General features: G+C 70.7%; 29 protein-coding genes and 1 pseudogene. 10 read left to right on the forward strand and 20 right to left on the reverse strand.

Annotated features, from left to right (window positions below):
• A complete protein-coding gene (locus LXN57_RS06710) occupies nt 1-2349 on the reverse strand; it encodes a chemotaxis protein CheA (protein ID WP_251797141.1) in 2349 nt (782 codons plus the stop codon).
• A gap of 88 nt (nt 2350-2437) precedes the next feature.
• The gene (locus tag LXN57_RS06715; RefSeq protein WP_249999465.1) at nt 2438-3136 is read right to left on the reverse strand and encodes a response regulator transcription factor; all 699 of its coding nucleotides are present in this window, start codon (nt 3134-3136) and stop codon (nt 2438-2440) included.
• A gap of 364 nt (nt 3137-3500) precedes the next feature.
• Between LXN57_RS06715 and LXN57_RS06720 the strand changes: the two genes are divergently transcribed.
• Nucleotides 3501-3998 carry a CAP domain-containing protein gene (locus LXN57_RS06720; RefSeq protein ID WP_251797142.1) on the forward strand — a complete coding sequence of 166 codons (498 nt, stop codon included), beginning with the start codon at nt 3501-3503 and terminating at the stop codon, nt 3996-3998.
• 10 nt (nt 3999-4008) lie between these two features.
• On the opposite strand, the gene LXN57_RS06725 is transcribed toward LXN57_RS06720, so the two are convergent.
• The gene (locus LXN57_RS06725) at nt 4009-5043 is read right to left on the reverse strand and encodes a UDP-N-acetylmuramate dehydrogenase (protein ID WP_251797143.1); all 1035 of its coding nucleotides are present in this window, start codon (nt 5041-5043) and stop codon (nt 4009-4011) included.
• A gap of 68 nt (nt 5044-5111) precedes the next feature.
• Between LXN57_RS06725 and LXN57_RS06730 the strand changes: the two genes are divergently transcribed.
• The 3 genes from LXN57_RS06730 (at nt 5112) to LXN57_RS06740 (ending at nt 8410) form a co-directional block, all read left to right on the forward strand.
• Nucleotides 5112-5870, forward strand: a complete 759-nt coding sequence (locus LXN57_RS06730) for a maleylpyruvate isomerase family mycothiol-dependent enzyme (RefSeq protein ID WP_251797144.1) — start codon at nt 5112-5114, stop codon at nt 5868-5870.
• A 99-nt stretch (nt 5871-5969) separates the two neighbouring features.
• Nucleotides 5970-7394, forward strand: a complete 1425-nt coding sequence (locus LXN57_RS06735; RefSeq protein WP_251797145.1) for a GH1 family beta-glucosidase — start codon at nt 5970-5972, stop codon at nt 7392-7394.
• 5 nt (nt 7395-7399) lie between these two features.
• A complete protein-coding gene (locus LXN57_RS06740; protein ID WP_251797146.1) occupies nt 7400-8410 on the forward strand; it encodes a LacI family DNA-binding transcriptional regulator in 1011 nt (336 codons plus the stop codon).
• Here the strand turns inward: LXN57_RS06740 and LXN57_RS06745 are convergent.
• From LXN57_RS06745 to mtfM, 12 genes and pseudogenes are all read right to left on the reverse strand, one after another.
• Entirely contained in the window at nt 8375-9193 is an 819-nt protein-coding gene (locus LXN57_RS06745) for an EI24 domain-containing protein (RefSeq protein WP_251797147.1), read from the reverse strand. The two genes, LXN57_RS06740 and LXN57_RS06745, sit on opposite strands and share 36 nt — an antisense overlap.
• Before the next feature lie 63 nt (nt 9194-9256).
• A complete protein-coding gene (locus LXN57_RS06750) occupies nt 9257-9679 on the reverse strand; it encodes a hypothetical protein (RefSeq protein WP_251797148.1) in 423 nt (140 codons plus the stop codon).
• Nucleotides 9680-9834: 155 nt separating this feature from the next.
• The gene (locus LXN57_RS06755) at nt 9835-10719 is read right to left on the reverse strand and encodes an alpha/beta fold hydrolase (protein ID WP_251797149.1); all 885 of its coding nucleotides are present in this window, start codon (nt 10717-10719) and stop codon (nt 9835-9837) included.
• Complete coding sequence (locus tag LXN57_RS06760) at nt 10716-11030, reverse strand: DUF2516 family protein (protein WP_221378439.1); 315 nt, start codon at nt 11028-11030, stop codon at nt 10716-10718. The genes LXN57_RS06755 and LXN57_RS06760 overlap by 4 nt, the downstream gene beginning before the upstream one ends.
• Nucleotides 11031-11096: 66 nt before the next feature.
• Nucleotides 11097-11555 carry a hypothetical protein gene (locus LXN57_RS06765; RefSeq protein WP_251797150.1) on the reverse strand — a complete coding sequence of 153 codons (459 nt, stop codon included), beginning with the start codon at nt 11553-11555 and terminating at the stop codon, nt 11097-11099.
• A 17-nt stretch (nt 11556-11572) separates the two neighbouring features.
• Nucleotides 11573-11953 (reverse strand): annotated as a pseudogene (locus LXN57_RS06770) (helix-turn-helix domain-containing protein); the annotation flags it as partial.
• 201 nt (nt 11954-12154) lie between these two features.
• A complete protein-coding gene (locus LXN57_RS06775) occupies nt 12155-13060 on the reverse strand; it encodes an asparaginase (RefSeq protein WP_251797152.1) in 906 nt (301 codons plus the stop codon).
• Nucleotides 13061-13066: 6 nt separating this feature from the next.
• Nucleotides 13067-13936, reverse strand: a complete 870-nt coding sequence (locus tag LXN57_RS06780; protein WP_251797153.1) for a beta-keto acid cleavage family enzyme — start codon at nt 13934-13936, stop codon at nt 13067-13069.
• A 10-nt stretch (nt 13937-13946) separates the two neighbouring features.
• Nucleotides 13947-14981, reverse strand: a complete 1035-nt coding sequence (gene ygfZ, locus LXN57_RS06785; protein WP_251797154.1) for a CAF17-like 4Fe-4S cluster assembly/insertion protein YgfZ — start codon at nt 14979-14981, stop codon at nt 13947-13949.
• 1 nt (nt 14982) lies between these two features.
• Nucleotides 14983-15378: a Fur family transcriptional regulator gene (locus tag LXN57_RS06790; RefSeq protein WP_221378558.1), complete on the reverse strand. Its 396-nt coding sequence runs from the start codon at nt 15376-15378 to the stop codon at nt 14983-14985.
• A gap of 50 nt (nt 15379-15428) precedes the next feature.
• On the reverse strand, nt 15429-16034 hold the full coding sequence (locus tag LXN57_RS06795; protein ID WP_438872840.1) for a heme-binding beta-barrel domain-containing protein: 606 nt from the start codon (nt 16032-16034) through the stop codon (nt 15429-15431).
• Nucleotides 16028-16132, reverse strand: coding sequence for a small membrane protein MtfM (mtfM, locus tag LXN57_RS47850; RefSeq protein WP_285904601.1), 105 nt, complete (start codon nt 16130-16132; stop codon nt 16028-16030). Before mtfM ends, LXN57_RS06795 begins: the two co-directional genes overlap by 7 nt.
• Before the next feature lie 14 nt (nt 16133-16146).
• Here mtfM and LXN57_RS06800 point away from each other — a divergent pair, with 14 nt between their 5' ends.
• Nucleotides 16147-16521 carry a DsrE family protein gene (locus LXN57_RS06800; protein ID WP_251797156.1) on the forward strand — a complete coding sequence of 125 codons (375 nt, stop codon included), beginning with the start codon at nt 16147-16149 and terminating at the stop codon, nt 16519-16521.
• Nucleotides 16522-16561: 40 nt separating this feature from the next.
• On the opposite strand, the gene LXN57_RS06805 is transcribed toward LXN57_RS06800, so the two are convergent.
• Together LXN57_RS06805 and LXN57_RS06810 are read right to left on the reverse strand one after the other, a co-directional pair.
• Nucleotides 16562-17359: a hypothetical protein gene (locus LXN57_RS06805; protein ID WP_251797157.1), complete on the reverse strand. Its 798-nt coding sequence runs from the start codon at nt 17357-17359 to the stop codon at nt 16562-16564.
• A gap of 5 nt (nt 17360-17364) precedes the next feature.
• Nucleotides 17365-19362 (reverse strand): ATP-dependent DNA helicase, encoded by a 1998-nt coding sequence (locus LXN57_RS06810; RefSeq protein WP_507185024.1) that lies wholly within the window; start codon nt 19360-19362, stop codon nt 17365-17367.
• Nucleotides 19363-19417: 55 nt separating this feature from the next.
• Between LXN57_RS06810 and LXN57_RS06815 the strand changes: the two genes are divergently transcribed.
• A complete protein-coding gene (locus LXN57_RS06815) occupies nt 19418-19924 on the forward strand; it encodes a DUF402 domain-containing protein (RefSeq protein WP_251797158.1) in 507 nt (168 codons plus the stop codon).
• Here the strand turns inward: LXN57_RS06815 and sigJ are convergent.
• On the reverse strand, nt 19904-20770 hold the full coding sequence (gene sigJ, locus LXN57_RS06820) for an RNA polymerase sigma factor SigJ (protein ID WP_251797159.1): 867 nt from the start codon (nt 20768-20770) through the stop codon (nt 19904-19906). The two genes, LXN57_RS06815 and sigJ, sit on opposite strands and share 21 nt — an antisense overlap.
• Nucleotides 20771-20858: 88 nt before the next feature.
• Between sigJ and LXN57_RS06825 the strand changes: the two genes are divergently transcribed.
• The 3 genes from LXN57_RS06825 to LXN57_RS06835 all read left to right on the forward strand — a co-directional run bounded on the left by LXN57_RS06825 (nt 20859) and on the right by LXN57_RS06835 (nt 23544).
• Complete coding sequence (locus LXN57_RS06825; protein WP_251797160.1) at nt 20859-21821, forward strand: PI-PLC domain-containing protein; 963 nt, start codon at nt 20859-20861, stop codon at nt 21819-21821.
• Nucleotides 21822-21900: 79 nt separating this feature from the next.
• Nucleotides 21901-22527, forward strand: coding sequence for a DUF47 domain-containing protein (locus LXN57_RS06830; RefSeq protein WP_221378426.1), 627 nt, complete (start codon nt 21901-21903; stop codon nt 22525-22527).
• 3 nt (nt 22528-22530) lie between these two features.
• Entirely contained in the window at nt 22531-23544 is a 1014-nt protein-coding gene (locus tag LXN57_RS06835; protein ID WP_251797161.1) for an inorganic phosphate transporter, read from the forward strand.
• Between the two features lie 41 nt (nt 23545-23585).
• On the opposite strand, the gene LXN57_RS06840 is transcribed toward LXN57_RS06835, so the two are convergent.
• Nucleotides 23586-24563: a Gfo/Idh/MocA family protein gene (locus LXN57_RS06840; RefSeq protein WP_251797162.1), complete on the reverse strand. Its 978-nt coding sequence runs from the start codon at nt 24561-24563 to the stop codon at nt 23586-23588.
• A 67-nt stretch (nt 24564-24630) separates the two neighbouring features.
• On the opposite strand from LXN57_RS06840, the gene LXN57_RS06845 reads away from it, so the two are divergent.
• A complete protein-coding gene (locus LXN57_RS06845) occupies nt 24631-25470 on the forward strand; it encodes an NUDIX hydrolase (protein ID WP_438872841.1) in 840 nt (279 codons plus the stop codon).
• A 67-nt stretch (nt 25471-25537) separates the two neighbouring features.
• Here LXN57_RS06845 and pstB read toward each other — a convergent pair whose 3' ends face one another.
• Nucleotides 25538-26314, reverse strand: coding sequence for a phosphate ABC transporter ATP-binding protein PstB (pstB, locus tag LXN57_RS06850; RefSeq protein ID WP_251797163.1), 777 nt, complete (start codon nt 26312-26314; stop codon nt 25538-25540).
• Nucleotides 26315-26319: the final 5 nt, after the last annotated feature.

Genomic DNA, 26319 nt, shown 5'->3' on the forward strand with positions numbered 1-26319 from the left:
TCAGGCCTCCACCAGCAACTCGTCGTTTTCCAGGTCGGTGTAGAAGTTGGGGTCGGCTGCGAGAATCGCCCGGCGCACGTCCAGCAGCTCGGTCACCCGCTGCTGGATGACCGCGGTGCCGACCAGGCCGTCCTCCTCAGCGTCCCGGCGGGCGGTCGTCGAGTTCTCGGCGATGTCCACGATCCGATCGACGACCAGGGCCACGCTCCGGGCGCCCTCGCTGTAGACGACCACCGACACGGTGTCGCCCTCGGGCTCCTCGCCGTACGCCCCGAGCAGGTGCGACAGCCGCACCAGGGGCAGGATCTGCCCGCGGTACTGCACGACCTCGCGGGAGCCGGCGTGCTCGATGCGTTTGCGCGGGAACTCCTCGAGCCGGGTGACGGTGTCGAGCGGAATCGCCACCCGACGCTCGCCGACCGCCGTGACCAGCAGCCGTTCCCCCGATCCGGCGCCCTTCCCGGCCCGCGCCGAGGCCTCCAGGTTCTGCCGCTCGGCGTCCGCGGTGAGGTGACTGCGCCGGGCCAGCGACGAGACGTCGAGGATCAGGCCCACCTTGCCGTCGCCGAGGATGGTGGCTCCGGCGTACAGCCCGATGTCCTTGAACCGGCTGTTGAGCGCCTTGACCACGACCTCTTCGGTGTTCAGCACCCGGTCGACGACCAGGCCGAACCGGCGGCCGTCGGCCTGCAGCACCATGATGTACACGCCCTCGTCGGCCCCCACGTCGAGGCCGAGCGCCCGGTCGAGCCGCACCAGCGGGAGCAGCTTGCCGCGCAGGCGGTAGACGGGCGCGCCCGAGGCGTACTCGATCTTGGTGGATTGCCCGTCGATGAAGACCAGCTCGAGCACCGCGACCTGCGGCACCACGTACCGCTGGTCACCACAGTCGACGGTGAGGGCCTGGATGATGGCCAGCGTCAGCGGGATGGTGAGCCGCCAGACCGTGCCCTCGCCGGGCGTGGAGTCGACGCTGACCGCGCCGCCGATGTTCTCGATGTTGGTCTTCACGACGTCCATGCCCACACCGCGGCCGGACACGTTGGTGACCTTGGCAGCGGTGGAGAATCCCGGCTGGAAGACCATCGCCATGATGTCGCGACGGTCCATGTTGGGCACCTGGTCGGCACGCAGCAGCCCGTTCTCGACCGCCTTCTGCGCGATCCGGTCCACGTTCAGGCCGGCGCCGTCGTCGGCGACCTCGACCGCCACGTGCCCGCCCTCGTGATAGGCCCGCAGCGTCAGCGTTCCCTCGGGGCCCTTGCCCGACGCGATCCGCTGGTCCGGTTCCTCGATGCCGTGGTCGACCGCGTTGCGCACCAGGTGGGTCAGCGGGTCCTTCACCGCCTCCAGCAGGCTTCGGTCGAGCTCAGTGTCCTTACCCTGCATGACCAGCTGGACCTGCTTGCCGAGGCCGTTGCTCAGGTCCCGGACGACCCGGGGCAGTTTCGACCAGATGTGCTCGATGGGCTGCATCCGGGTCTTCATGATGCCCTCTTGCAGCTCACTGGTGATCATGCCGAGCCGCTGTGCGCTGCGCACCAGCGTCGTGTCGCCGATCTCCATCACGCCCCGCACCAGCTGGTTACGGGCCAGCACCAGCTCGCCCACCATGTTGAGCAGCGTGTCGAGCAGATCGACGTCGACCCGGATGGCGCTGTCGGCGATGCTGCGCTTGGGCGCCTGGGCCTGGAGCGCCTCGCTGACCGCGGCCGGCTGTGCCTTGCCCTCCTCGAGCAGAATCGTGCCGAGCTTGCGCTCGTCGCCCTCGATCTGCTGGGCCAGGGCCGAACCGACGTCCTGGGCCTGGGCGGCGCCGGTCTCGACCAGGATCTCGCCGATCGGCCGGCGCTGGTTCTCGACCGGCTCGGGGGCCGGGCGCGCGGGCGTCTCCTCGATCGGCTGCGGCGCCTCGGCCGCCTCCGCGGCGGGTGCCTCGGCCGCCGGTGGCGGTGCCGCCTCACCGGCCTTCATCTGAGCGTTGACCTGCGCGATGATGCTGTCGATGTCGACGTCGCCCTCGGCCTGAGTCTCCTCGATGTTGGCCAGGATCGAGCGCACACCGTCGATGGTGGCGAGCAGCGTGGTGATGGTCGTCGGGGTGACCGGCATGACCCCGTCACGCAGCTTCGACAGCAGCGACTCACCCGCGTGAGCCAGCTTCTCGAGACGACCGAAGGCCAGGAAGCCGCTCGTGCCCTTGATGGTGTGGATCGCCCGGAAGATGCGTGAGATCAGATCGCGGGAATTCGGGTCCTGTTCGAGCTGCACCAGGTCACGGTCGATCTGGTCCAGGTTCTCGTGGCTTTCCATGAGGAATTCGCCAACGATCTCACCAAGGTCTTCCACGCTCGTTACCTCCAGCTCGGCGTTCCAAGGGACTCATCGACCTGCGTACGGGCCACCTGAGGGCACCTGAAACACAACCGAAGAGAAATCAGGCCTCTCCGCCGGGGCGGCGGTAGCGGTAGCCGAATCCACGCACGGATTCGATGGGCGACTCGTCGGGATCGGACCAGCCGAGCTTGCGGCGCAACCGCAGTACGGCGAACTTGACGCGCTCCTGCCCGATGCCGGTCGGGTCGTCCCAGGCCTGAGTCAGCAGCTGGTTGGGGCTGAGCACCGCGCCGGCGTGCCGCACGAGGGCGTTGAGCAGGCGGAACTCGGTGGGCGTGAGGCGCTTCTCGTCGCCCTTGACATAGACCCGCCGCTTGGTCGGGTCGAGATGCACCAGACCGTCGTCGTAGACCTGGCTGGCCCAGCTGTTCTGACCGCTCGAGGAGCGTCGCAGCAGCGCCTCGACGCGTGCCAGCAACTCGTTGTTGGCGAACGGCTTGGTCAGGTAGTCGTCGGCGCCGCCACGCAGCCCGCGCACCTTCTCGGCCTCCTGGCCGTGCGCGGTCAGCACCAGCACCGGCACGTCGGAGACGTCGCGCAGCCGCTCGAGCACCTGCCAGCCGTCCATCTCGGGCAGGCCGACGTCGAGCACCACCAGGTCGGGGTGTTCGGCGTAGGCCTCCTTGAGACCGGTACGGCCGTCACCGGCGTGGGCCACCTCGTAGCCCGCCCGGCTGAACAGCATCCGCAGAGCCAGTGCGATGTCCGGATCGTCCTCGACGACGAGTAGGCGACTCATCCTGTGCTCACCCTGCCCCACCCCTCGCTCGTGCTCATGTCCGGACACGACCGCCCGCCGCGCGCCGGTGGCGCCCGGGGAGAGGGTCGGTGTCGTGTGCTCGGCGCCGTCGGCACGATCGCCGGCGGCGGAATCAACCGCGCAAAACTCACGATAGCGTGATGTCACGGTCTATTTACGGACAGTGACAGTTTAGCGGGCTGTTCGCTCCCGGCCCGGCCAATCGGGAGATCACGCGAATCCCTTCAGCCTGACAAATATTTGGGCCCGGGATTCCGGTTTCCGGCAAAGATGGGACGTACAGCCAGAAAACGGATGCCATATCCCTGGTGGGCGACTCGGCCCACCGCGAAGAGGAGGCAACGTGGTGCGACGTCTCGTCCTGTGTACGGCCACGCTCGGCGCGCTGCTGGCCGCGGCCGCGCCGGCCGGCGCCGTGGTGCCCGTTCCGGCTGCGCCGCCCAGTGTCGTCGCGCCCCGCGTGCTGATGTCCCAGGTGGTCACGATGACCAATCAGCAACGCTGGGCCAACGGCTGCAGGCGGCTGCTCGCGGTCGACCGGGGACTGACTGTGGCCTCGGTGCGGCAGAGCTTCTACATGGCGCGCACCGGCCGCTTCAGTCACGTCTGGAGCGACGGCACCACCTTCGTCCGCCGGTCACATCTGGCCGGGTACGAACAGCCGGCCGGCGAGAACATCGCCTGGGGTTACCGCACCGCGACCGAGGTCATCCAGGCCTGGATGGCCAGCCCGCGTCACCGCGCCAACATGCTCAACTGCGGCGCCCACTCGATAGGCACCGGCGTGGTGTACGCCGCCAACGGCGTTCCCTACTACACCCAGGTCTTCGGCTGGGACTGATCGACGGGAGCTAAAGGGCGCAGTTGATGAGCACCGGCTCGGGGTGCAGTTCGATGCCGAACGTGCCACGGACGCCGTCGCGCACCGTACGGGCCAGGTCGAGCAGAGCCTCGGTGGTGCCCTCGCCGCGGTTGGTCAACGCCAGCGTGTGCTTGCTCGAGATGGCCACCCCGTCACCGGCGAAGCCCTTGGCGAACCCGGCCCGCTCGATCAGCCAGGCCGCCGGGATCTTGACCGAGCCGTCCGCGCCCGGCCAGTGCGGGGCCTCGAGTCCGAGCGCCGTCCACTCGGCCGCGCCGAGGACCGGGTTGGTGAAGAAGGAGCCGACCGACCACGTGTCCCGGTCGGCCGGGTCGAGCACCATCCCCTTCTGCTCCCGCAGCTTCAGCACGGTGTCGCGGGCCTGCTGCAGGCCGACCCGGTCACCGGCCTCGACGCCGAGGTTGCGCGCCAGCTCGGCGTAGCGGATGGGCGCCGACCCGGGCGAGCGGGCCAGCCGGAAGTCGACCTCGAGCACCACGAAGCGGTCGTTGTGCTTGAAGACGCTGGCCCGATAGGCGAAGCCGCACTCGGCCGGCGGCATGACCCGGATCGTGTCGCTCTGCCGGTCGTACGCGTGCACCGCCACGATGGTGTGGGCGACCTCCTGCCCGTAGGCGCCCACGTTCTGGATCGGGGTGGCGCCGGCCGAGCCGGGGATCCCGCTGAGGCACTCGACCCCGGAGAAGCCCTGCTCCACCGCGTACGCCACGAAGTCGTCCCACGGTTCGCCCGCCGCGACCCGCAGCACCACGCTGTCGCCGTCGTCCTCCACGACGCGGATGCCCCGGGTGCGCAACAACAGGACGGTGCCCTCGAACCCGTCGTCGCCGATCACCACGTTGCTGCCGCCGGCCAGAATCAGCACTTTGCCGGGCGCTTTGCGGGCTGTTGCCAGGATCTGGTCGGTTTCGGTGGCGACCGTCAAGGTGCCGGCTGGACCGCCGAGGCGTAGCGTCGTGTACGCCGACAGGTCGGTTTGCGGGGCGGCGGTAGCGTCAGACACGACAACCACCCTAGGCTCAATGATTCGGGCATTCTCATCGGCGGTCCGGTGGAGCGGAGAGCAAGGCGATGAACAGGCTGCACGCGACGAAGGACTTCTGGCTGGCGGCTCTGCGTGCCGACAGCCCCGCGCTGCAGGACGCCGTCGCCCAGGCCGGCGCCGGCGCCGCCGTGCCCTCCTGCCCCGGCTGGACGGTGGCCGACCTCGTCGAGCACCTCACCTCCGAACTGCACTGGGTGCGCGAAACCGCAGCCCGCGGTGTCACCGAACGGCCTGCCCCGGCCGAGGTCCCGGCCCGGCCCGAGTGGGCGGCAGCGCTCGACGGGCTCCGTCGCGAGCTCACCGGCACGATCGAGACGCTCGAGGCCCTCGACGCCGACTTCCCCGCGTGGAACTGGGCGCCCCAGGCCAAGAAGGCGTCGTTCTGGCAGCGCCGCATGGCTCACGAGATCTCGGTGCACCGCTGGGACGCGGAATCGGCGGCCCAGCGAGCCACGCCGATCGAGACCAAGCTGGCCGCCGACGGGGTCAACGAGGTGCTCGACACCTGGCTTCCGGCGGGCCGCCGCAAGGGCCCGACCGACCTGCACGGCGTGGTCCACCTCGTGGCGACCGACGCTTCGTACGAGTGGTTCGTGCGGCTGCGCGGCCCGGGGGTGGCCCTGCTCGACACGGGCACGATCCTCGACTCCGACGATCATCACGCCCGCGCCCAGGCGACCGGCTCGGCCAGCGACCTGCTCCTGATGCTGATGGGACGCATGGACGCGGAACGCCTGGCGGTGACCGGCGACCCCCGCCTGATCTCGGCCCTGCGCACCGGTTGACGCTTACATTCGACTTACCGGGCTACCCGGGAGCGGTTCCGCTCCTATCATTAACCGGTTAAGTTGAGGTTTCGCGTTCAACTAGGAAGCGGGGCACGAATGACGGCAACCGTCACGTCCACGTCGGCGCAGCCGGCCCTCGCCGCGATCACCTTCCCCGACGACTTCATCTGGGGCGCCGCCACGGCGTCGTACCAGATCGAGGGCGCGGCGCGGGAGGACGGTCGAGGCCCGTCGATCTGGGACACCTTCAGCCGTACGCCGGGACGGGTCTACAACGGGCACACCGGCGACGTGGCCTGCGACCACTACCACCGCTACGTCGACGACGTGGCGCTGATGTCGGACCTGGGCCTGGCCTCCTACCGGTTCTCGGTCGCGTGGCCGCGGATCCAGCCCGACGGCACCGGCCCGGTCAACGTCAAGGGTCTGGACTTCTACGACCGGCTCACCGACGAACTGCTCGGCCAGGGCATCGACCCGGTCGTCACGCTCTACCACTGGGACCTGCCGCAGACCCTCGAAGACCTCGGCGGCTGGGCCAACCGGCTGACGGCGGAGGCTTTCGGGGAGTACGCCCAGATCGTGCACGCCCGGCTCGGCGACCGCGTCAAGACCTGGACGACGTTGAACGAGCCCTGGTGCTCGGCCTACCTCGGCTACGGCAGCGGCGTCCACGCGCCCGGCAAGCAGGACCCGGCGGCCGTCTTCGCGGCGGTGCACCACCTGCTGCTCGGTCACGGCCTGGCCGCCCGTGCGCTGCGTTCGGCCGGCGCCCAGAGCGTCAGCATCACGCTCAACCCGAACGTCGCGCTGCCGGTCGACCCGACCAGCGCCGCCGACCAGGAAGCCGTGCGGATCATCGACGGCCTCTCCAACCGGATGTTCCTCGACCCGCTGTTCAAGGGTCAGTATCCGGCCGACATGCTCGAGCACATGTCCCGCTTCACCGATCTGTCGTACATCGCCGACGGTGACCTGGCCACGATCAACGCCCCGATCGACGTGCTCGGGATCAACTTCTACCAACCGTCGTACGTGTCGGCCAAGCCCGGCGCCCCGGCCGCGCTCGACCAGCCCGGCAGCGAGGGCATCGCCTGGCGCGCGCCGGACGGCCCCGTCACCGACATGAACTGGCTGATCGAGCCGTCCGCGCTCACTGGCCTGCTCAAGCGCATCAACGACGACTACCCCGGCGTGCCCCTGCTGATCACCGAGAACGGCGCGGCGTACCCCGAGGTGCCGTCGGCCGACGGCGAGGTTCACGACAGCCGGCGGGTCGAATATCTCGACGGCCACCTGCGGGCCTGCCATGATGCCCTGACGGCCGGTGTCGATCTGCGTGGCTACTTCGTCTGGTCGCTCATGGACAATTTCGAGTGGGCCGAGGGATACCGCAAGCGTTTCGGGGTCGTGCACGTCGACTACGCGACCCAGCAGCGGACGCTGAAGGACAGCGCGAAGTGGTACCGGGAGGTGATCCGGCGCAACGGCATCGCGGCGTCGGATTCTAGCGAGGAGTGACCTGAGTGGTGACGCGGGAGCGGCCGACGCTGGAAGCAGTGGCGCGCCGCGCCGGGGTGTCCCGGGCGACCGTCTCCCGCGTCGTCAACGGCTCGACCTCGGTGGCCGCCTCGATCCGCGAGGCGGTCACCCGGGCCGTCGACGAACTGGGCTACGTGCCCAACCAGGCCGCCCGTAGCCTGGTCACCCAGCGCACCGAGTCGATCGCGCTGATCCTGCCCGAGACGGCCAACCGCGTCTTCTCGGACGACCTCTTCTTCCCGGCCATCATCCGCGGCGTCGGCGTCGAGCTCGAAGCGGCCGACAAGCAGCTGGTGCTGATGATGGCCGGCTCCGCCCGCAGCCACGGCCGGGTGGAGCGCTACGCGGTGGCCGGCCATGTGGACGGTGTCATGTTCGCCTCCATGCACGGCGCCGACCCGCTCCCCGGCACGCTGGCGCGCCTGGGCATTCCGGTGATCTGCAGCGGCCGTCCCATCGGCAGCGCCGACGTGCCCTATGTGGACGTCGACCACTTCGGCGGGGTCTGTGCCGCCGTCCGCCACCTGGTCGCCGCGGGCCGCCGCCGGATAGCCACCATCGCCGGCCCGCAGGACATGGTGGCCGGCATCGACCGCCTCGCCGGTTACCGCGCCACCCTCGAGGAGGCCGGGCTGGCCCAGCACGTCGCGGTCGGCGACTTCACCCGCGAATCGGGCATCCAGGCGATGCGGGCGCTGCTGGCCGGCGACCCGGCCCTGGACGCGGTCTTCGTGGCCTCCGACATGATGGCCCACGGCGCGCTCATCGCCCTCAAGGACGCCGGCCGTCGTGTGCCCGCGGACGTCGCGGTGATCGGCTTCGACGACTTCGAGATAAGCCGCTACAGCGATCCGCCGCTGACCACCGTGCGCCAGCCCATCGCCGACATGGGCCGCACGATGGCCCGCCAGCTGCTCGGGCTGGTCAACGGCGAGCAGGGCCTGCCCGACGCCGTGGTGCTACCGACGGAGCTGGTGGTCCGCGAGTCCGCCTGATCCGCTGTCCCGTCGCGCGCTGCCGGGGCCGGTGATGTCGTATCCGAGGGACTGCCGGGCCAGCAGTGTGGCCCCGGCGATCGCGGCCGGCATCAGCAGGATGGCGCCCAGCGGGATCAGGAAGCAGCAGAAGACGGCGACACCGAAGCCGAGCGTGAGCGGCCGGTTGGCGCCCAGCACGGCCCGGCGCTGCCGCAGTCGCTGCCCGCGCCGCTGGAACGGCACCCCGGTCAGCTCGACGGCGAGCACCCAGCCGCCGAGGGCGCCACCGAGCACCGGCACGACCGTCTGGCCCACCACCGGCACGAACCCGAGCAGGAAGAGCGGAACACCGAGTAGGATCGACAGCCCGATCAACCGCAGCGAATCCGCCAGGCTGCGCCGCAGCGACGGCCAGAAGCCCACCTCGACCTCGTCCGGCACCCCGCCGAACCGGTCCTCGACCAGCTCCGAGATGCGCTCGTAGAACGGGTCGCCGATGAGCAGCGTGACCGCCGTGAAGGTCAGGATGCCGAGCAGCACGGACAGCCCGAGCAGCCCCAGTCCGGCGAAGACCTGGACGACGTCGCGGCCCCACTCGGCCCAGCCGTCGGCGAACCAGGTGACCGTACGCGAAAGCTCGGGCAAATAGTTGATCAGAAAGAACAGCGCCGTGCTGTAGACCAGCCCGGCGATCAACGCCGGCACCAGCCCGAGCCCGAGCAGCTTGGGGCTGCGCAACACGAGGCCCAGCCCGCGCCCGAGCAGCCCGGCGCCGGTGAGGAACTGCTTCGCGACGGTCACGCCCGGCAGCTTAGAACAGCCGGCGTGAACCCGCTGCGCAGCAGCAGCCCAGTCTTTGTCGGTCTACTCCGACGGCTGGGCCGCCGGGGCCGACGACGACGTGGACGGCTCTGCGGGCTCGGCCGGCCAGCTGCTGACCTCGGTGGGGGTCGGGACGGGCGGCTGGTCGAGCGGCGGCAGCGGGATCACCACACTCTCCGACGGACCGGGGGACGGACTGGCCGGGGGCGGCACGACGGTGGCCGCCGGGGATCGCGACGGCGCCGACGGCACCGCGACCGACGTCGCCGAGGCCGTGGGGGTCACCGTCGGCACCGGTCGGTAGGGACGGGCCGAGTAGCGCACGGCTACCGGCTCGGTCGCCGTCCGGGCCGGGGCGGCGCCGAGCACGCCCTCGCCGCCCGGGACGCCCACTGCAGCGGGGCGCTTGACCGGGACGGCAAGGTTCCAGCCGACCGCGACGGCGACCGGAAGCCCGAAGGCCACGAGTCCGAAAAAAACTGATTTGGGGGATAGCCACACGTTTAAGACAACGTGCCAAGAGCCGAGGAAGGTTACGGCCCAACCGGCAGCAGACCGATCAGACGGGCGCACGTAAGACAGCGCCACTGGAGGACCCGTCGGAGAAATCGGGCGTGCCCTCAGTCGTTCAGGAAGGCGGAGATGCGCTCGCGCAGCTCACGCCGGTTGTTCCACAACACGGCCGGACGGTCGTAGACATGCAGCTCAGCCCCCGGCAGCAAGGAAGCCAGTCGCTCGGCCCAGGCCACCGGGTGCACCTCGTCGCCGACGCAGCCCAGCACCAGTGCGCGCCCCTGGAAGGCTCGCAGCGACGACTCGTCGGCCACGGCGGGCTCGTGCCACAGGGTGGTCAGCTCGGGCGCCAGGCCATCGCGTTGCAGTTGCTCGACCCGCTGCCGCAGGAAGCTCCAGCCGGCCGGAGTGTTGCGCACCGAGGGCGGCAGTTCGGGCTCGACCGCGGCCGCGATCGGCGCTGCCTCGCCCGACTCGACCGCGGCCAGCAACCGCTCGAGCCGCGCCTCGGCCGCCGCGGGCCGGTGGCCGTCGAGCGGCGCCGGCAGATAGAAGACCACCCGCTCGAACCGGCCGGGCGTGTCGCTGAGCAGCCGCCCGAGCGCAGCCGCGCCCAGGCTGACGCCCAGTGCCCGGGTGGCGCCGGTCAGGTCGGCGACGGCACGCAGATCGGCGGCCAGGTCACCGAAGGTCCACGGGCCGACCGGCGCGTCGGAACGGCCGTGACCGCGGAAGTGGAAGAAGACCCGGCGGCCGGTGACCGCGCTGCCCAGCGGGCGGGTACCGGAGATGTCGCCGGCCAGCCCGTGCGCGAAGACCGTGACGGGATCGCCGACGCCGGTGATCAACCCCTCCAGGCGTACGCCGGAAGGGGTTGTCAGCATCTCGGTCGGCGGCTCGGGAAGGGTCGGCCGGCCGGACCGCGGCCCGGTCGGCTCCCGGCGCCGAAAGCGGGGCCCACCGTCGGGCGGCGGCGGGCCGAACCGCCTCACCAGAAGCCTTTGCCGTCCGACAGATCCTTGAGACCGGGGCGGACGTCGAGCAGGTAGATCAGCGCCGCCGCGATACCGATCAGGCTGAAGATGCCGACCGCGCTGCTGACCAGGAGCGTCAGCACGATGCAGATCGCGAGGATCGCCGCCCACGCACCCTTGGGCAGGGTGCCGATGGCCTGGAATCCGTCGCCCCGCTGGGTCAGGCAGTGGATCAGCGCGACCGCCTGGACGACCAGCGAGAAGATGAGAATGAGCAGGTTCAGATAGCCGACGGCGATGTCGTAGAAGATCGGCGCGGAGGAGGCCATGTCGGAAAGTCTATGCCGCGGGGCCCAGCGCATGCCGGGCCCCGCTGATCATCTTTTGTCGCGTCGTCACTTCGAGGCGGCGCGCTTGCGCGGCTTCGGGGTGGCCGCGGCCTTCGCGGTGGCCGCGTCGGCGGCCTCGATGGCGGCCGGCTCATCGGTGGTCTCGATGTCGGCGTTCACGACCTCGGCGGCCTCGACGACGCCGGTGCCGACCACGCGCTCGCCGCGGGCGACGAGGGCGGTGTACGCCGCGACCGCGCGGTCCTGCGCGATCTGGGCGAACGAGGTGGCGACGCTGGCGGCGTTGCCCCGCAGCGCCTCGAAGTCGGTGGTGGAGGCCTTGTCGCGCAGCTCGGCGGCCTTGGTGCCGGCCTGCTCGTTGTAGACGCGCAGGGAGGCGGTGGCGCGCTCGCTCAGCTCGTTGAGCACGGCGGGCAGCTTGCGCAGCTGCTCGACGGCGATGTCACCGGCGCCGGCGGCGGCGTAGAGCGGGGCGGGGAAGCGGGTCTTGGTCTGCTCGGTCATTTCTGCTCCTCTTGGGCGGGAATGGTCTCGGGTGCGGCCTCTTCGGGCCGGTTGCGCGCGTTCTCGTTGCGGAACGTCTCGTAGATCTGCGTCAGCGTCTGTTTCTGAGCGATCGTCAGCTCGGGATCGGCCGCGATCGCGGCCAGCACACCCTGCTGACCCTCGCTGTCGAGCAGACCCGCACGCAGGTACATCGCGGGCGTCGACACCCGCAGCGCGCTGGCGATCTGCTGGAGCACCTCGGCGCTGGGCTTGCGCAGGCCACGCTCGATCTGGCTGAGGTACGGGTTGCTCACACCCGCCTTGTCGGCGAGCTGGCGCAGCGAGATCTTGGCGGTCTGCCGCAGGTCACGGATGAAACCACCGATGTCCTCGGGCAGATCCTTGGGTGCGGCCATGCATCCGACGGTAGCCCGGAGTGCTAGCTGTTGCAAGCAAAACGCTAACTACAGCAAGCGTGAAGCTGAGCACATGGCCTCGCTTCGCTCGGCGGGCGCTTCGCCCTGGGAGGTTGATGTCGAGGACACCGAAAAGCACCTCGGCTTCGCCTAGCACTTTTCGGCGCCCTCGACATCAACGGGCGAAGCGCGGGTGTCCGTTCAGGAGACTGCGCGGATCTCCCCTACCGGCTTGCCGCCACCTAGTACGAGCTCCCCGATCTGGGGTGCTTCGACGCCGAGGCGTCGTAGTTCCTTCAGCAGCACCGGGGTGCGGGCGCGCATGCCGCCGTCGTCGATCTTGATGGCGATCGCGCCGCGGCCGGGCACCGCCACCGCGACCACACCCTCGGCGCCGCCCTTGGCGAGCAGGCCCGGCACTGCTGCCATCAGCACTGTGTCGTCGGCCCCGGTGCCGGCCACCAGCTCGGGGTGGGCCCGCATCTCGTCGGCCACCCGGCGCTCGGGGGTGCCCGGCTCGGCCGCGACCAGCCGCTCGAACGCGCGGGCCAGCCCGGTCAGCGAGAGGGCCAGCACCGGCGCGCCGCAGCCGTCCACGCCGGTCGCGGTGATCGGCTCGCCGGCCAGGTCGGCCACCGCCTCGGTGATCGCCACCTGGAGCGGGTGCTTCGGGTCGAGGTACGAATCCAGCGGCCAGCCGTTGGCCACGCAGGTGGCCAGCATGCCGGCGTGCTTGCCCGAGCAGTTCATCAGCACCCGCTCGGCGCCGCCGCCGGCACGCAGCCAGGCGTCGCGGGAATCTTCGTCCAGCGGGAGCGACACCGGGCAGCGCAGCGCGTCCTCGGTCAGCCCTGCCGCGTCGAGGATCGTGCGGACCCGGCGTACGTGGAAAGCCTCGCCGAAGTGGCTGCCGCTGATCAGGGCCAGGTCGGCTTCGTCGCGCGGCACTAGGCCGGCCCGCAGCATGCCGACGGTCTGGAGCGGCTTACTGGACGAGCGCGGGAAGATCGGCGTGGTCACGTCTCCGCGGCTTCCGGCTGTCGTGAAGACCGAGCCGTGGTGCACGCTCTCGACGAAGCCCGAGCGCACTACTTCAGCGATAATCATGCGCCTTCAGTCCGATTTCGGGGTGGTGGCCGGGGTGGTTGGATGGGGGGCCGGGATCCCCAGCAGCTCGCGGGTCTCGCGGGCGGTCAGCGGGGGACGCTGAGCCAGCTGGGCGAAGCCGACGGCCCGGGCCACGAGCTGCATGTTCGACTCGACGGGCCGGCCCTTGGCGTACGTGACCGTGTCCTCCATGCCGACGCGCAGATGCCCGCCCGCGCTCAGCGCGGCCAGCATGACCGGGATCGTGCCGCGCCCGATGCCGGTGGCCGAGAACGTGGTGCCCGCCGGCAGGTCGCGGATCGCCTGCTCGCAGGCCACCAGCGCGGCCGCCGTGGCCGGCATCCCACCCGGCACGCCCATCACCAGGTCGACGTGCACGTGCCCGCCGAACGGCAGGCCGTACTTCCCGAGCAGGCGCTGCAACGTGGTGAGCTGACCCAGATCGAAGATCTCGTACTCCGGCACGATGCCCCGCTCCTGCATGCGGGTGTGCAGGTCGACGATGAACGCCCAGCGGTTCAGGAACACGCCGTCGCCGAAGTTGACGGTACCCATCGTGCAGGAGGCCATCTCGGGGCCGGCGTCGAGCACGGCGAGCCGATCACCCTCGGGGTCGGTGGCCGCACCACCCGACGAGAGCTGCACGATCAGGCCGGTCGACTCGCGCAGGGCGCTCACCGTGGCGCGCAGCCGCCCCTGGTCGAGGGTCGGTTGAGCGTCGGCGTCCCGGATGTGGACGTGGATGATGGCAGCGCCCAGCGCTTCGCACTCCTTGGCGGTGGCCACGAGTTCGTCGAGCGTGACGGGCAGCGCGGGCACGTCGGCCTTGCTGCTTTCGGCGCCGGTCGGAGCAACAGTGATCACGGTCCCGGTCATGGATCTGACCTTAGTGTTCGTCGACCGCCACCACGGACTCGCCCACCGTGAGGCCCTCCGTCGCGTTGCGCTTGAGCACCGCGAGGGCGATGAGGCCCAGCTCGTGGTGGCGGACGGCGGTGCCGATGAAACCGACCTCACGGCCCTCGCGGACCACCGGGGTGCCCTTGGCGGGCGGCTGGTCGGTGGCGATGCCGTCGAAGTGCAGCAGGGCGAGGCGGCGCGGCGGACGGCCGAGGTGGTGCACCCGGGCCACCGTCTCTTGCCCGCGGTAGCAACCCTTGTCGAGGTGGACGGCGGCCGCGATGAACTCGGCCTCGGCCGGGATCGTGCGGTGGTCGGTCTCCCAGCCGAGCCGGGGCGTGCGGTGCTCGACGCGGATCGCCTCGTAGGCCCACAGGCCGGCCAGGGGAACGCCGAGCTTCTCGATCACTGCGGTCTTCTCCGTACGCGGGACCAGCAGATCGATACCGAGAGGCACCCGGCGAGCCAGGCCGAATTCGGTTTTCCGTACGTCGTACAGGCTCGTCGCCTCGGGCCGCACATCACCGGCGGCGAACTTGGCGCCCGGCACCGGCTGCACACGGGGCTCGGCCAGGCCGGGGATCACGTCGGCCGCGCCGGGGCCGACCAGCGACAGCACGGCCAGCTCGCCGGTGGCGTCGCGCGGCTCGACCTTGGTGAAGAAGCGCATCATCTCGAGATACTTGAGCAGACCGGGCCCGGCGCCGGGCTCGGTGTCGAGCCAGGTCGTCTCGCCGTCCTCGGTGACCAGGGCGTGCTGCTCGACGTGGCCGTGCGGCGACAGCACGAGCAGCTCGGTGCCCTGGTTCTCCGACAGATCCGACAGATGCTGGGTCGTCAAAGTGTGCAGCCAGCTCGCACGTTCCTCGCCGGGCACGGCGAGGACATCGCGGTTGGAGCGGTCCACCAGGCCTACCGCGGTCGCGAGCGTGCGTTGCTCGCGCATCGGGTCGCCGTAATGGGCCGGCACCCCGGAGTCGGCGGCGGAGGGATCGAGGTCCTCGACCATTACCACGGTCATCTCACAGCTCCTTGCAGTCCCCGCACACTCCGAAGAGGGACACGTGGCCCACGTCGACGCGGAAGTCGCGCTCGCTCAACAACCGGTCGGTCACCGGCTGCATCACACTCGGGTCTACCTCACTGATCGACCCACATCCACGGCACACGAGGTGAACGTGCTGATCCTCACCCGCCGCGTGATAGGTGGGCGAGCCGTGCGAGAGGTGGGTGTGGGTGACCAGCCCGAGCTCTTCGAGCAGCTCGAGCGTGCGGTAGACGGTGGTGATGTTGACCCCGGCGGCCCGCTCGCGCACATGGTTGTGCACCTGCTCGGGGGTGGCGTGGCCGAGCTCGTGCACCGCCTCGAGAATGAGCTGGCGCTGCGGAGTCAGCCGCAGCCCCCGTTCCCGGAGCATGGCGGCAAGCGAAGTGGCGGACACGCTACGAGATTACGCTCCCGGAGCGGTCAGCCGCCGACCCTGAGCAACCGGGCCGACATGTGCGGCTGCAGCTCGCTCTTGTCGATCGACACCTCGTGGGCGTACAGCAGGGCGCCCTCGACGATGCCGTAGAGCCGCCGCGCGCCGGTCAGGTGCTGACCGGTCGGCGTGTACGCCACCGCGTCGGTGTCGATCTCGAGCCGGGTGGTGCCGATGGTGTTGCCGACGTAGATCTCGACGACACCGTCGGGGTTGACGATGACGGCTTCCATCTCGTCGGTCGCGCGGCCCTGGGCGTCGGGCACCGGACGCCAGAACCCCGACTCGACGATCCACTCGCCGGCCGGCTTCGACTCGTCGTCGAGCAGCCAGGATCGCGACTCGTAGCGCAGGAACGGGCGGCCGTCGTGGCTGATCCGCACCTCCTGGGCGAAGTCGTAGTCGGTCTCGGCCGGGAAGCCGCCCTTGCCGCGGCCGCGCCACAGCCCCACGAACGGCAGCAGACCGAGCAGCGCCGGGTTGAGGTCGGCGCCCTGACGCAGGTCGTGCGTCTCTTCGTAGGGATAGGCGTCGACGGGCGGCGCGTTCAGCCAGGGCGGTGGGCCCAGTGGATTTTCCTGATCGCTCACCAACGCCCCCTCGACACACGCATCGCCAGATAGCCGACACCACCCGCCAGCGCGCCGAGACCGGCGACCAGCAGGCTCACGAACCCGATTTCCGTAACCATGACCGAGCCATCCTATGCTGGCGTTCATGGCACGCTTGCTGGTCGTCAAGGCAACCGCCGGAGCCGACGCCCCGGAACGCTGCTCGCAGGCCTTCACGGTCGCGAGCACCGCCGTCGCGTCGGGGGTGGACGTGTCGTTCTGGCTCACCGGGGAGTCGGCGTGGTTCGCCCTGCCCGGCCGGGCCGCCGAGTTCGAGCTGCCGCACGCGGCTCCCCTGCCCGACCTGCTCGACTTGCTGCTCTCGGCGGGCCGGGTGACCGCCTGCACCCAGTGCGTGGCGCGCCGCGACATCACCGCCGCCGACGTGCTGCCGGGCATCCGCATCGCCGGCGCGGCCGTCTTCGTGGAGGAGATCATGTCGGACGGCGCGCAGGCGCTCGTCTACTAGGTCTGTTTCGCCGCAGCCCCGGCCCCGCTGCGAAACAGACCTAGCAGGGCGTGCTGACGGTCACGCTCAGCTGGGCGCCCTCGGGCCGCACGACCACCGAGTCGTCACGGTTGCGGTAGGCCCGCACCGTCTCGTCGGCGTGCACGACCTCGCCGGCCGGGCGCAGGTGGCCGGGCAGGTCGTCCGGCGTGGACACGCCGGCCACCGTCCACGAGCCCGCGACGCCGCCCGACGGGCACGTGACGGCGTGGACGACCGGCTCGCCGACATTGCCGCCCAGCGCACCCACCACCGTGCTCAGCAGGGCCGGCGCCGGCGAGGGGGACGCCTCGCCGGCGCCGCGCGGGACCTCGCCGTCGAGCGGCCGGCAGCCGGTGGTGAGCCGCAGCGTGAACGTCGTCGCCACGGCCGGGCTGCTCAGGTCGATGCCGACGAAGTTGCCCGCGTCGGCGTGCAGCGAGACCCGGGTGCCGGCGCTGCTGCGGCCCCAGTCGGTGGCCCAGTCCGCCGGCAGCCCGGCCGCGATCTGCTCGACCGCCTCGGCCGTCTTCGTGTCGGCGACGTAGACGGTCACGGCCCGGGCGGCGGCCAGCCCGGAGCGGACGGGCGTGATGCGGCAGTCGCGGGTGAGCTGCAACTCGCCCAGCACCACGGCCCGGTCGTCGCCGTCTGCCGCGGCGTAGACGACCCCGGCCGCCCGCTCGAGGTCGGCCAGCGCGAGGTCGATGTCGCGCTGCTCGGGCACGGTGGCCCGGTCGTGGTCGACCGACCACACGACGAGCCCGCCGAGCGCGACGATCCAGACCCCGACGAGGCTGGTGAGCCACCAGCGACGCATCGGGCTCACTGGCCGGCGAGGCGCTGGAGGGCGCCCAGGGCGACCTCGGACCGGGTCGTGTACCAGAACGGCGGCAGCGACTTGCGCAGGAAGGCGCCGTAGCCGCGGGCCGTCTCGAGGCGGGAGTCGAGCACGGCGACCACGCCCTTGTCGCCGGTGGAGCGGATCAACCGGCCGACGCCCTGGGCCAGGCGGATGGCCGCGATCGGCACGCTGACCGACGCGAACCCGGAACCGCCGCCGGCGTCGACCGCCGCGGCCCGGGCCGCGGCCAGAGGTTCGTCGGGGCGCGGGAACGGCAGCCTGTCGATCACCACCAGCTGGCAGGCGTCGCCCGGGACGTCCACGCCCTGCCAGAGCGACATCACCCCGAACAGGCAGCTTGCCTTGTCTTCCCGGAATTTGCGGACCAGCACCGGCAGCGATTCTTCGCCCTGCACCAGGATCGTCAGGTCGGTGCGGGCGCGCAGCAGCTCGGCGGCCTGAGTGGCCGCCCGCCGCGACGAGAACAGGCCCAGCGTGCGGCCGCCCAGCGCTTCGACGAGCTTGACGAGCTCTTCGCCGGCGGCGGCGGGCAGGCCGGACATCTGCGGGCGGGGCAGGTGGGCGGCGACGTAGAGGATGCCCTGGCGCGGGTAGTCGAACGGGGAGCCGACGTCGAGCGACGTCCAGCCGTCGCCGGAGCTCTCGGGGCCGGCCGCGGCCGCGACGGGCAGGCCGAGGGAGCGGGCCACGGTGTCGAACCGCCCGCCGAGCGTGAGCGTGGCCGACGTGGCCACCACCGTGCGATCGGCGTAGAGGCCCTGGGCGAGCGTGCCGGCGACCGAGAGCGGAGCCACCACGAGCGCGCGGCGGCCGCTGCCGACATCCGACTTCTCGACCCAGGCCACGTCGAAGCCGGACTCTTCGAGCAGGCGCTGGGCCGTGCCGTTGAGATCGTCGAACGCGGCCTTGGCCTGCTGCTTGCGGACCGGGTCGGGGTCGTCGGACTTGACCTCGCCGATCGCCGTGAGCCCGGCCCGGGTGGCCGATTCGACGCGTGCGACGGCCAGGGCCAGCGGCTCGGGCAGACCGCCGGTGATGCGGCCCGCGGGCGCCTCGGCCAGGGCGACGGTGAGCGCGTCGGCCGCCTCGGCCAGCGACTCGACCGCGGCCGGGGAGAGCAGGGTGCGGGCCCGGCGGGAGGAACGCTCGACCGCCTCGGGGGTCAGCTCGGCCTGGGAGGCGGAGGAGACCCGGTCGGCCAGCTCGTGGGCCTCGTCGATGACCAGCAGCTTGTGGGGCGGGACGATGTGACGGTCGGCCAGCATGTCGACCGCGAGCAGGCTGTGGTTGGTGACCACGATGTCAGCCTCACGGGCCCGGGCCCGTGAGGCCTCGGCGAAGCACTCTGCGCCGTACGGGCAGCGAGCGGCGCCGACGCAGTCGCGCGCCGGCATGGAGACCTGGCGCCAGGCCGTGTCGTCGACGCCGGGGTCGAGCTCGTCGCGGTCGCCGGTGGCGGTCTTCTCGGCCCAGGCCTGCAGCCGCTGGATCTGCTTGCCGAGCCGGCCGGCCTCGCCCAGCCATTGGGTCGTCTTGGGCGGCGCGTCGTCGAACAGCGTGTCGGTCGGGGCCTCTTCGTCGGCGTGTTCCATCTTGGCGACGCAGAGGTAGTGGTGGCGGCCCTTGAGCACGGCGTAGGTGGGCTTGCGGCCGAGCACCGGTTCGACCGCGGCGGCGAGGCGGGGAAGGTCGTGCTCGACCAGCTGGTTCTGCAGGGCCAGGGTGGCCGTCGAGATCACCACCGGACCGTCGACCAGCAGCGACGGGGTGAGGTAGGCCAGGCTCTTGCCGGTGCCCGTGCCGGCCTGGACGAGCAGGTGCTCACGCTCGCGGACGGCCTTGTCGATGGCGGCCACCATGGCCTGTTGACCGGGGCGGGAGGCGCCCCCGGGCACGGCGCCGACGGCGGCCTCGAGGAGCTGCTCTGCGGACACCGACTTCTTCGTTGCTGCGGGCACGGGCAGACGGTACCCGCCACCACCGACAGAAGCCGACCACCGTTAGGGTTCTTGCATGCCGAGTGACACGGTCCGGGTCGTCTACACGAAGTACGACGGGTCGGCCCACCGGGACTATCCCGCCCGCCGTTTCGACTCCGACGAGCTCGGGGTCTGGGTCGGCGTCACCAAGGGCACGGAGTCGGTCTATCACGGCCGCCCGTCGGTCGAGCAGATCCCGTTCGTGCTGCTCATCCCCCACCACACGTGGTGGACAGGCATGTTCAACCCGCAGCCGCGCACCAGCGAGGTCTACTGCGACATCACCACCCCGGCACGGTGGGAGGGCGACACCGTCCACATCATCGACCTCGATCTCGACGTGGTGCGCCGGCGCTCGACGGGCGTGGTCGAACTGCGCGACGAGGACGAGTTCGACGAGCACCGCACCCAGTTCGGCTACCCCGACGATCTCGTACGCGAGGCCCGCGCGGCGGCCGACAAGTTGCTCGTGGCGCTGGGCGACGGCAGCGAGCCGTTCGCCACGCACTTCCACCAATATCTACAGAAGGTCGCTGACTAGCAGCTTGTTCGGGTTGAGCTGCTGAAACAGGCCGGTGATGCGGCCGTCGGCGACGGTGATGGCGAGCGCGCCGCTGACCGACTGCCCGCGTACGAGGATCCCGGCGGTGCCGTTGATCAGGGCCGGCTCGAGAACGGCGCCCGCCATCCGGCTGCCGTGGGCGATGCCGACGAAGAAGCGGGACACCTTGTCGGCGCCGATGATCGGTCGTAGCGCGGTGCTGGTGAAGCCGCCGCCGTCGCTGATCGACACGACGTCGGGCGCGAGCACGGCGGCCAGCGCCTGCATGTCCCCGCTGTTGACAGCCTCGATGAAGGCAGCCAGCACACGCCGCTGCTCGGCCAGGTCGGCGTTGTGCCGCACGCTGCCCTCGGCGGCCGCCCGGCGTCCGCGCGAGGCGTGCTGCCGGGCCGTGGCCTCGGTCGTGCCGAGCACCTCGGCCACCTCGCCGTAGGGCACCGCGAACGCGTCGTGCAGCACGAGCGCCACCCGCTGCTCCGGGCTCAGCCGTTCCAGCACCACGAGCAGCGCCAGGCCGACCTGGTCGCGCTGCTCGGCCTGCCCGGCCGGGCCGACGTCGGGGTCCACGAAATAGTCCGGCAGCCACTGACCGGTGTACGACTCGCGCGACACGCGGGCCGACTTGAGCACGTCGAGGCAGAGGCGGCCGGTGACCGTGGTGAGCCAGGCGCGCACGTCGCGGATCTCGCCGTCGGCCGCGCGCATGTAGCGCAGCCAGGCCTCCTGCACGACATCCTGCGCCTCGGCGACGCTGCCGAGCATCCGGTAGGCGACGGCGACGAGATGTGAGCGCTCGGCTTCGAAAGCCTCGGCGGAGGGCGGCATGAGGGAATTCTGCGCGACATTCCCGGAGCGGGGTAGCAGATGTGTCAGAGTATAAAACGCCCATTTTGTACGAATCGGATGGTGTGACGTGAACGAGGGGCTTGCGATCGCGGGCGGCCTGGCCGGACTCGCCGGCGTGGCCGGATCAGCCGTGGCCGGACTCACGGTGGTGCGCCGCCGCGGCTCCTACCTGGCGTCCGGCCACGCGCTGGCGCGGCCGGACGACATCGACCCGCTGCCCGGGGTGTTCCGGCGCGGGCTCGGCGGCCTCACCGTGCCGGTCACCCCCGGTCCACGGGGCGAACTGTTCCTCGGGCCGGGCGCGCCGCAGCCCGGCCGCACCCTGCGCCGGCTGGTGCTCACCCCGCTCTTCGCCCGCGCCCGCGGCAACGGCGGCCGGCTCGCCCGCGACCAGCCGGTGCCGTTCCGGCTCGTCGTCGAGGTCACCGGCGCCGTCCGCGACGCCGAGACGCTCCTGCGGGCGTACCGCATCCTCGACCAGCAGCTGCGGGACCACGCCGCGCTGCTCAGCCACTGCGACGGCGACGACCTGGCGCCGGGCGCGGTCACCGTGTCGGTGACGGGCATCGTGGACGTCCGCGAGCTGCTCGCGGCCCAGCCGGTGCGCTACGCGTTCGCCGACGGGTCGTTCGACGACATCGGCTCGCGGTCGGCGCCGGCCACCCTCGTACCGATGATCAGCGAGTCCTGGAGCCGGCGGTTCGGCTGGGACGGGCTCGAACCGATCCCGGCCGAGGAACGTCACCTGCTGCACGCCATGGTCCGCTCGGCCCACGACGACGGGCGTACCGTGCGCATCTCGGGCCTGCCGGAAGGGCCCCGCAAGGCTCGAGCCGCAATCTGGGCCGAGCTGGGCGCCGCCGGCGTCGACGTGATCGCCGACCACGACCAGCGTGGACTCGCCCGGCACCTGCGCAAGAATCCGGTGAGCCGCTGGGTCGCCCGCGAACCGCTGCCGACCCGGGCCGTCCGGCGCAACTCGCCGCGCCCCCAGGCGCCCCGCACAGAACGACACCGGGAAGCCGTTTAGCGGGCGAGCAGAAGGTGAACCAGGGGAGGCCGTAGCATTCCCGGAGATCAACCATCGCCTGTCGATCGAGGTTCGCGCCGTGAAGTTCTCCTTCCGCCCTGTCGAGGGCGCCTTCTACGACCTGTTCACCCAGGCCGCGAACAATCTCGTCAAGGGCACGGAACTGCTCAACGAGCTGGCCCTGCCGGGCGTCGACGTGCAGTCGGTCAGCGACCGGCTCACCGACGTCGAGCACGACAGCGACCAGATCACGCACGACCTCTACAAGAAGATCAACTCGACGTTCATCACGCCGTTCGACCGTGAGGACATCTATTCGCTCGGCTCACAGCTCGACGACGTGATGGACCACCTCGAGGCGGTCGGCAACCTTCTCTACCTGTACGGGCTGACCGAGCTCCCGTCGCTGCCGCGCGAGATGCACGAGCTGGTCGACGTGCTCGACCAGCAGGCCAAGATCACCGCTGACGCCATGCCGCGGCTGCGCGCGATGAAGGGTCTCGAGGAGTACTGGATCGAGATCAACCGGCTCGAGAACGAGGGCGACCGGTCGTACCGGATGTTGCTGGTCCGGCTCTTCTCGGGCGAGTACGACGCGCTCACGGTGCTCAAGATGAAAGAGGTGGCCGACGAGCTCGAGGCCGCCTGCGATGCGTTCGAGCACGTGGCGAACACCGTCGAGACCATCGCGGTCAAGGAGTCCTAGGCCTTGTCGCCCGAGTTCTTCGCCGTCTCCGCGGTGATCATCGCCGCGATGGCCTTCGACTACACCAACGGCTTCCACGACGCCGCCAACGCCATCGCGACCAGCATCAGCACGCGGGCCCTGACCCCGCGGATCGCGCTGGCCATGGCCGCCGTCGGCAACTTCATCGGCGCCCACCTGGGCGGCGACGTGGCCAAGACGGTCGGCGACGGGCTGGTCAAGCTCGAGCTCGGCATCCCCAGCCTCGCCGTGGTCTTCGCCGGCGTCGTCGGCGCGGTCACCTGGAACGTGATCACGTGGTGGTTCGGGCTGCCGTCGAGTTCGTCCCACGCCCTGTTCGGCGGCCTGGTCGGCGCCACGCTGGTCGCCGGCCCGGCGCTGGGCGAGGTGCAGTGGCGCACGATCGTCGACAAGGTCCTGATCCCGATGGTCGCCTCGCCGTTCGTCGGCTTCCTGCTCGGCTTCATCGTGATGGTCGCGATCATGTGGATCTTCCGCCGCGGCAACCCGGGCAAGCTCAACCGCGGCTTCCGCATCGCCCAGACCATCTCGGCCGCGCTGATGTCGCTGGGCCACGGCATCCAGGACGCCGCCAAGACCATGGGCATCGTGGTGCTGGCGCTCTACACGGGCGGCTTCCAGGACAACGCCACCCACATCCCGTGGTGGGTCTACATCACCACCGCGACGATGCTGGCCGCCGGCACCTACTCGGGCGGCTGGCGCATCATCCGCACGCTCGGCCGGAAGATCATCGACCTCGGCCCGGCCGAGGGCTTCGCCGCCGAGACGGTGGCCAGCTCGGTGCTCTTCTTCAACGCGTACGTACTGCACGCTCCCATCTCGACCACCCACACGATCACGTCGGCCATCATGGGCGTCGGCGCCACCAAGCGCCTGAACGCCGTCCGCTGGAACGTGGCCGGCAACATCGTGATCGCCTGGGTGACCACATTCCCCGCCGCCGGCCTGATCGCCTGCGCCTACTACTTCCTCGTCCGCCCCCTCTTCACCTGAGCCGACGACGGACGACCTGCCGACCCGCGCCGGCCCGGCCCTCAGTAGACGACGCCGACTTCCTCGCGGATCGTGTCGAGCAGGGTCATCACCTCGAGGGTTGTCGCGTGCGACATGAGAGGGCTCTCGAGCTCGCCGGCCTGGAGACAGCGCTGGACCTCGGCCGCCTCGAACTGGTAGCCGTTCCCGGGGAAGTCATGATCGAAGGTCTCGGGATCGCGGCCGGGGCGGTGCAGGGTGAAGGTGCGCGGCACGAAGAAGCCCTCGGGCAGTTCGATCCGGCCGTCGGTGCCGGTGATCGTCGCGTTGTTGCGGCTCTGGCCGTTGATGCTGCACGTCAGCGCGGCCACCGCGCCGGGCTCGTAGCCGAGCAGGATGCCGGTGTTCTCGTCGACCCGCTCGGGCGTCAGGTGGGCCCACGCCTGCACCGAGGCCGGGGCGCCCAGGATCAGGTGGACCAGGTTGAGCGGGTAGACGCCGAGGTCGAGCAGCGCGCCGCCGCCCAGCTTCGGGTTGCGCAGGCGGTGGTCGGCCTCGAACGGACCCTGCAGGCCGAAGTCGGCGTGGATCGCGCTGACCCAGCCGATCGTGCCGTTCTCGACCAACTCGGCGATCTTGCGGATGGCCGGGTTGGTGCGCATCCACATGGCTTCCATCAGGAAGACGCCCTTGTCGCGGGCGTGCGCCACGAGCTGGGCGGCGGACGGCAGGTCGAGGGTGATCGGCTTCTCGACCAGGACGGACTTGCCGGCCTCGATGCACAGATGCGCCGCCTCGGCGTGGAAGGCGTGTGGCGTGGCGATGTAGACGACGTCGACGCCGGGGTCGGCGGCCAGATCGGCGTACGAGCCATGGGCCCGGGCGAACCCGAAACGCTCGGCGAATTCGGTGGCGGTCTGCTGCCGGCGGGAGCCGACCGCGGCGAGCTCAGCCCCGGGCACGAGCGGCAGGTCGCCGGCGAACTGGGCGGCGATCCCGCCGGGGCCGAGGATTCCCCAGCGAACCTTCTTTTCGGTCATGATCCTTACGGTATCGTCCGCGCCCGGTCAGATCGTCTTCAGTCCGCTTTTGGGAGAGGATCGGGTGGTGACCGATCCGACGCCCGTGCGGCTACCCCCGGCCATGGTCAAGCGGGCCCGCGAGTTCGCGGGGGTCCCCGCCCCGGCGCGCGACGCGGCCACCGTCGTCCTACTGCGCCCTTCGGGCGATTCCTTCGAGCTGTACGTGTTGAGGCGCGCGGCCACGATGGCGTTCGGCGGCCTGTACGCCTTTCCGGGTGGCGGCGTCGACCCGACCGACCGCCCCGACACGTTGCGCACCGACTGGCCCGCCCGTCTCGGCGTTCCCGCTGGGCGCGCCCATGCGGTCGTCGGCGCCGCCGTGCGGGAGCTCTTCGAGGAGACCGGCGTCCTGCTGGCCGGACCGATCGAGCAGCCCGACCGCACGCTGGCCGACGTCAGCACGGCCGATTGGGAGGCCGACCGGGCCGCCGTGGCCGACCGCGAGCTCACCCTGACCGAGTTGCTGCGGCGCCGCGGGCTACGGCTGCGCGACGACCTGCTCTTCCCGTGGGCACGCTGGATTACCCCGGAGTTCGAGCCGAAGCGGTACGATACGTGGTTCTTCGTCTCGTTGCTGCCCGAGGGGCAGATGGCCCGCGACGTCTCCGGCGAGGCCACGGAGGCGATCTGGATCGGCCCGGGCGCGCCGACCGGCCTGGCCATGCTGCCACCGACCCGGCACACGGTTGACTCGCTCTCGGCGTACGGCGAAATGGCGCAAGTCGTCGCGGCCGCGAGCCGACGCGACGCCGCTACCCCGGTCATGCCTCGCGTCGAACTGACGAACGACGGCGGCGCCCTGCTGTACCTGCAGCAGGAGCGCCGCCAACCAGCCCTACCCCGCCCACCCAGGGGGCTGGCCTGAAAATACGCCGACTGAAAAGGGCAAATCGACTTATCCACAGGGCCCGACGGGTGATGTGCGGGACTTTTCAGCCGAAGCGACCGGTGATGTAGTCCTCGGTCTTCTTCTCGGTCGGGTTGCTGAAGATCTTCTGGGTGTCGTCGTACTCGATCAGGCGGCCGGGGTCGCCGGTCTTGTCGATCGAGAAGAAGCCGGTCTTGTCACTGACGCGAGCGGCCTGCTGCATGTTGTGCGTGACGATGATGATCGTGAAGCGGTCCTTCAGCTTGAACATCAGGTCCTCGATCGCCAGCGTCGAGATCGGGTCGAGGGCCGAGCAGGGCTCGTCCATCAGCACGACCTGCGGCTCGACCGCGATGGTGCGGGCGATGCAGAGACGCTGCTGCTGACCGCCGGAGAGGCCGGCGCCGGGACGGCTCAGCCGGTCCTTGACCTCGTTCCACAGGTTCGCCGACTTCAGCGACTGCTCGGCGGCGTCGTCGAGCAGCGACTTCTTCTTGACGCCGTTGAGCTTCAGACCGGCGACCACGTTCTCGTAGATCGACATGGTCGGGAACGGGTTGGGACGCTGGAACACCATGCCGATCAGGCGGCGCACGGCGGTGACGTCGACATCTGGGTCGTAGATGTTCTGCTCGTCGATCGTGAGCGAGCCCTCGATGCGGGCGTTGGGCAGCACCTCGTGCATGCGGTTGATCGACCGCAGGAACGTGGACTTGCCGCAACCCGACGGCCCGATCAGAGCGGTGATGGTCTTGGGCTCGACCACCATCGACACGCTGTCGATGGCCTTGAACGAGCCGTAGTAGGAGGAGACGTTGGTCGCCTCGATGCGCTTGGCCATGGCTT

It is taken from the genome of Paractinoplanes hotanensis (assembly GCF_023717965.1).
Lineage (GTDB): Bacteria > Actinomycetota > Actinomycetes > Mycobacteriales > Micromonosporaceae > Actinoplanes > Actinoplanes polyasparticus.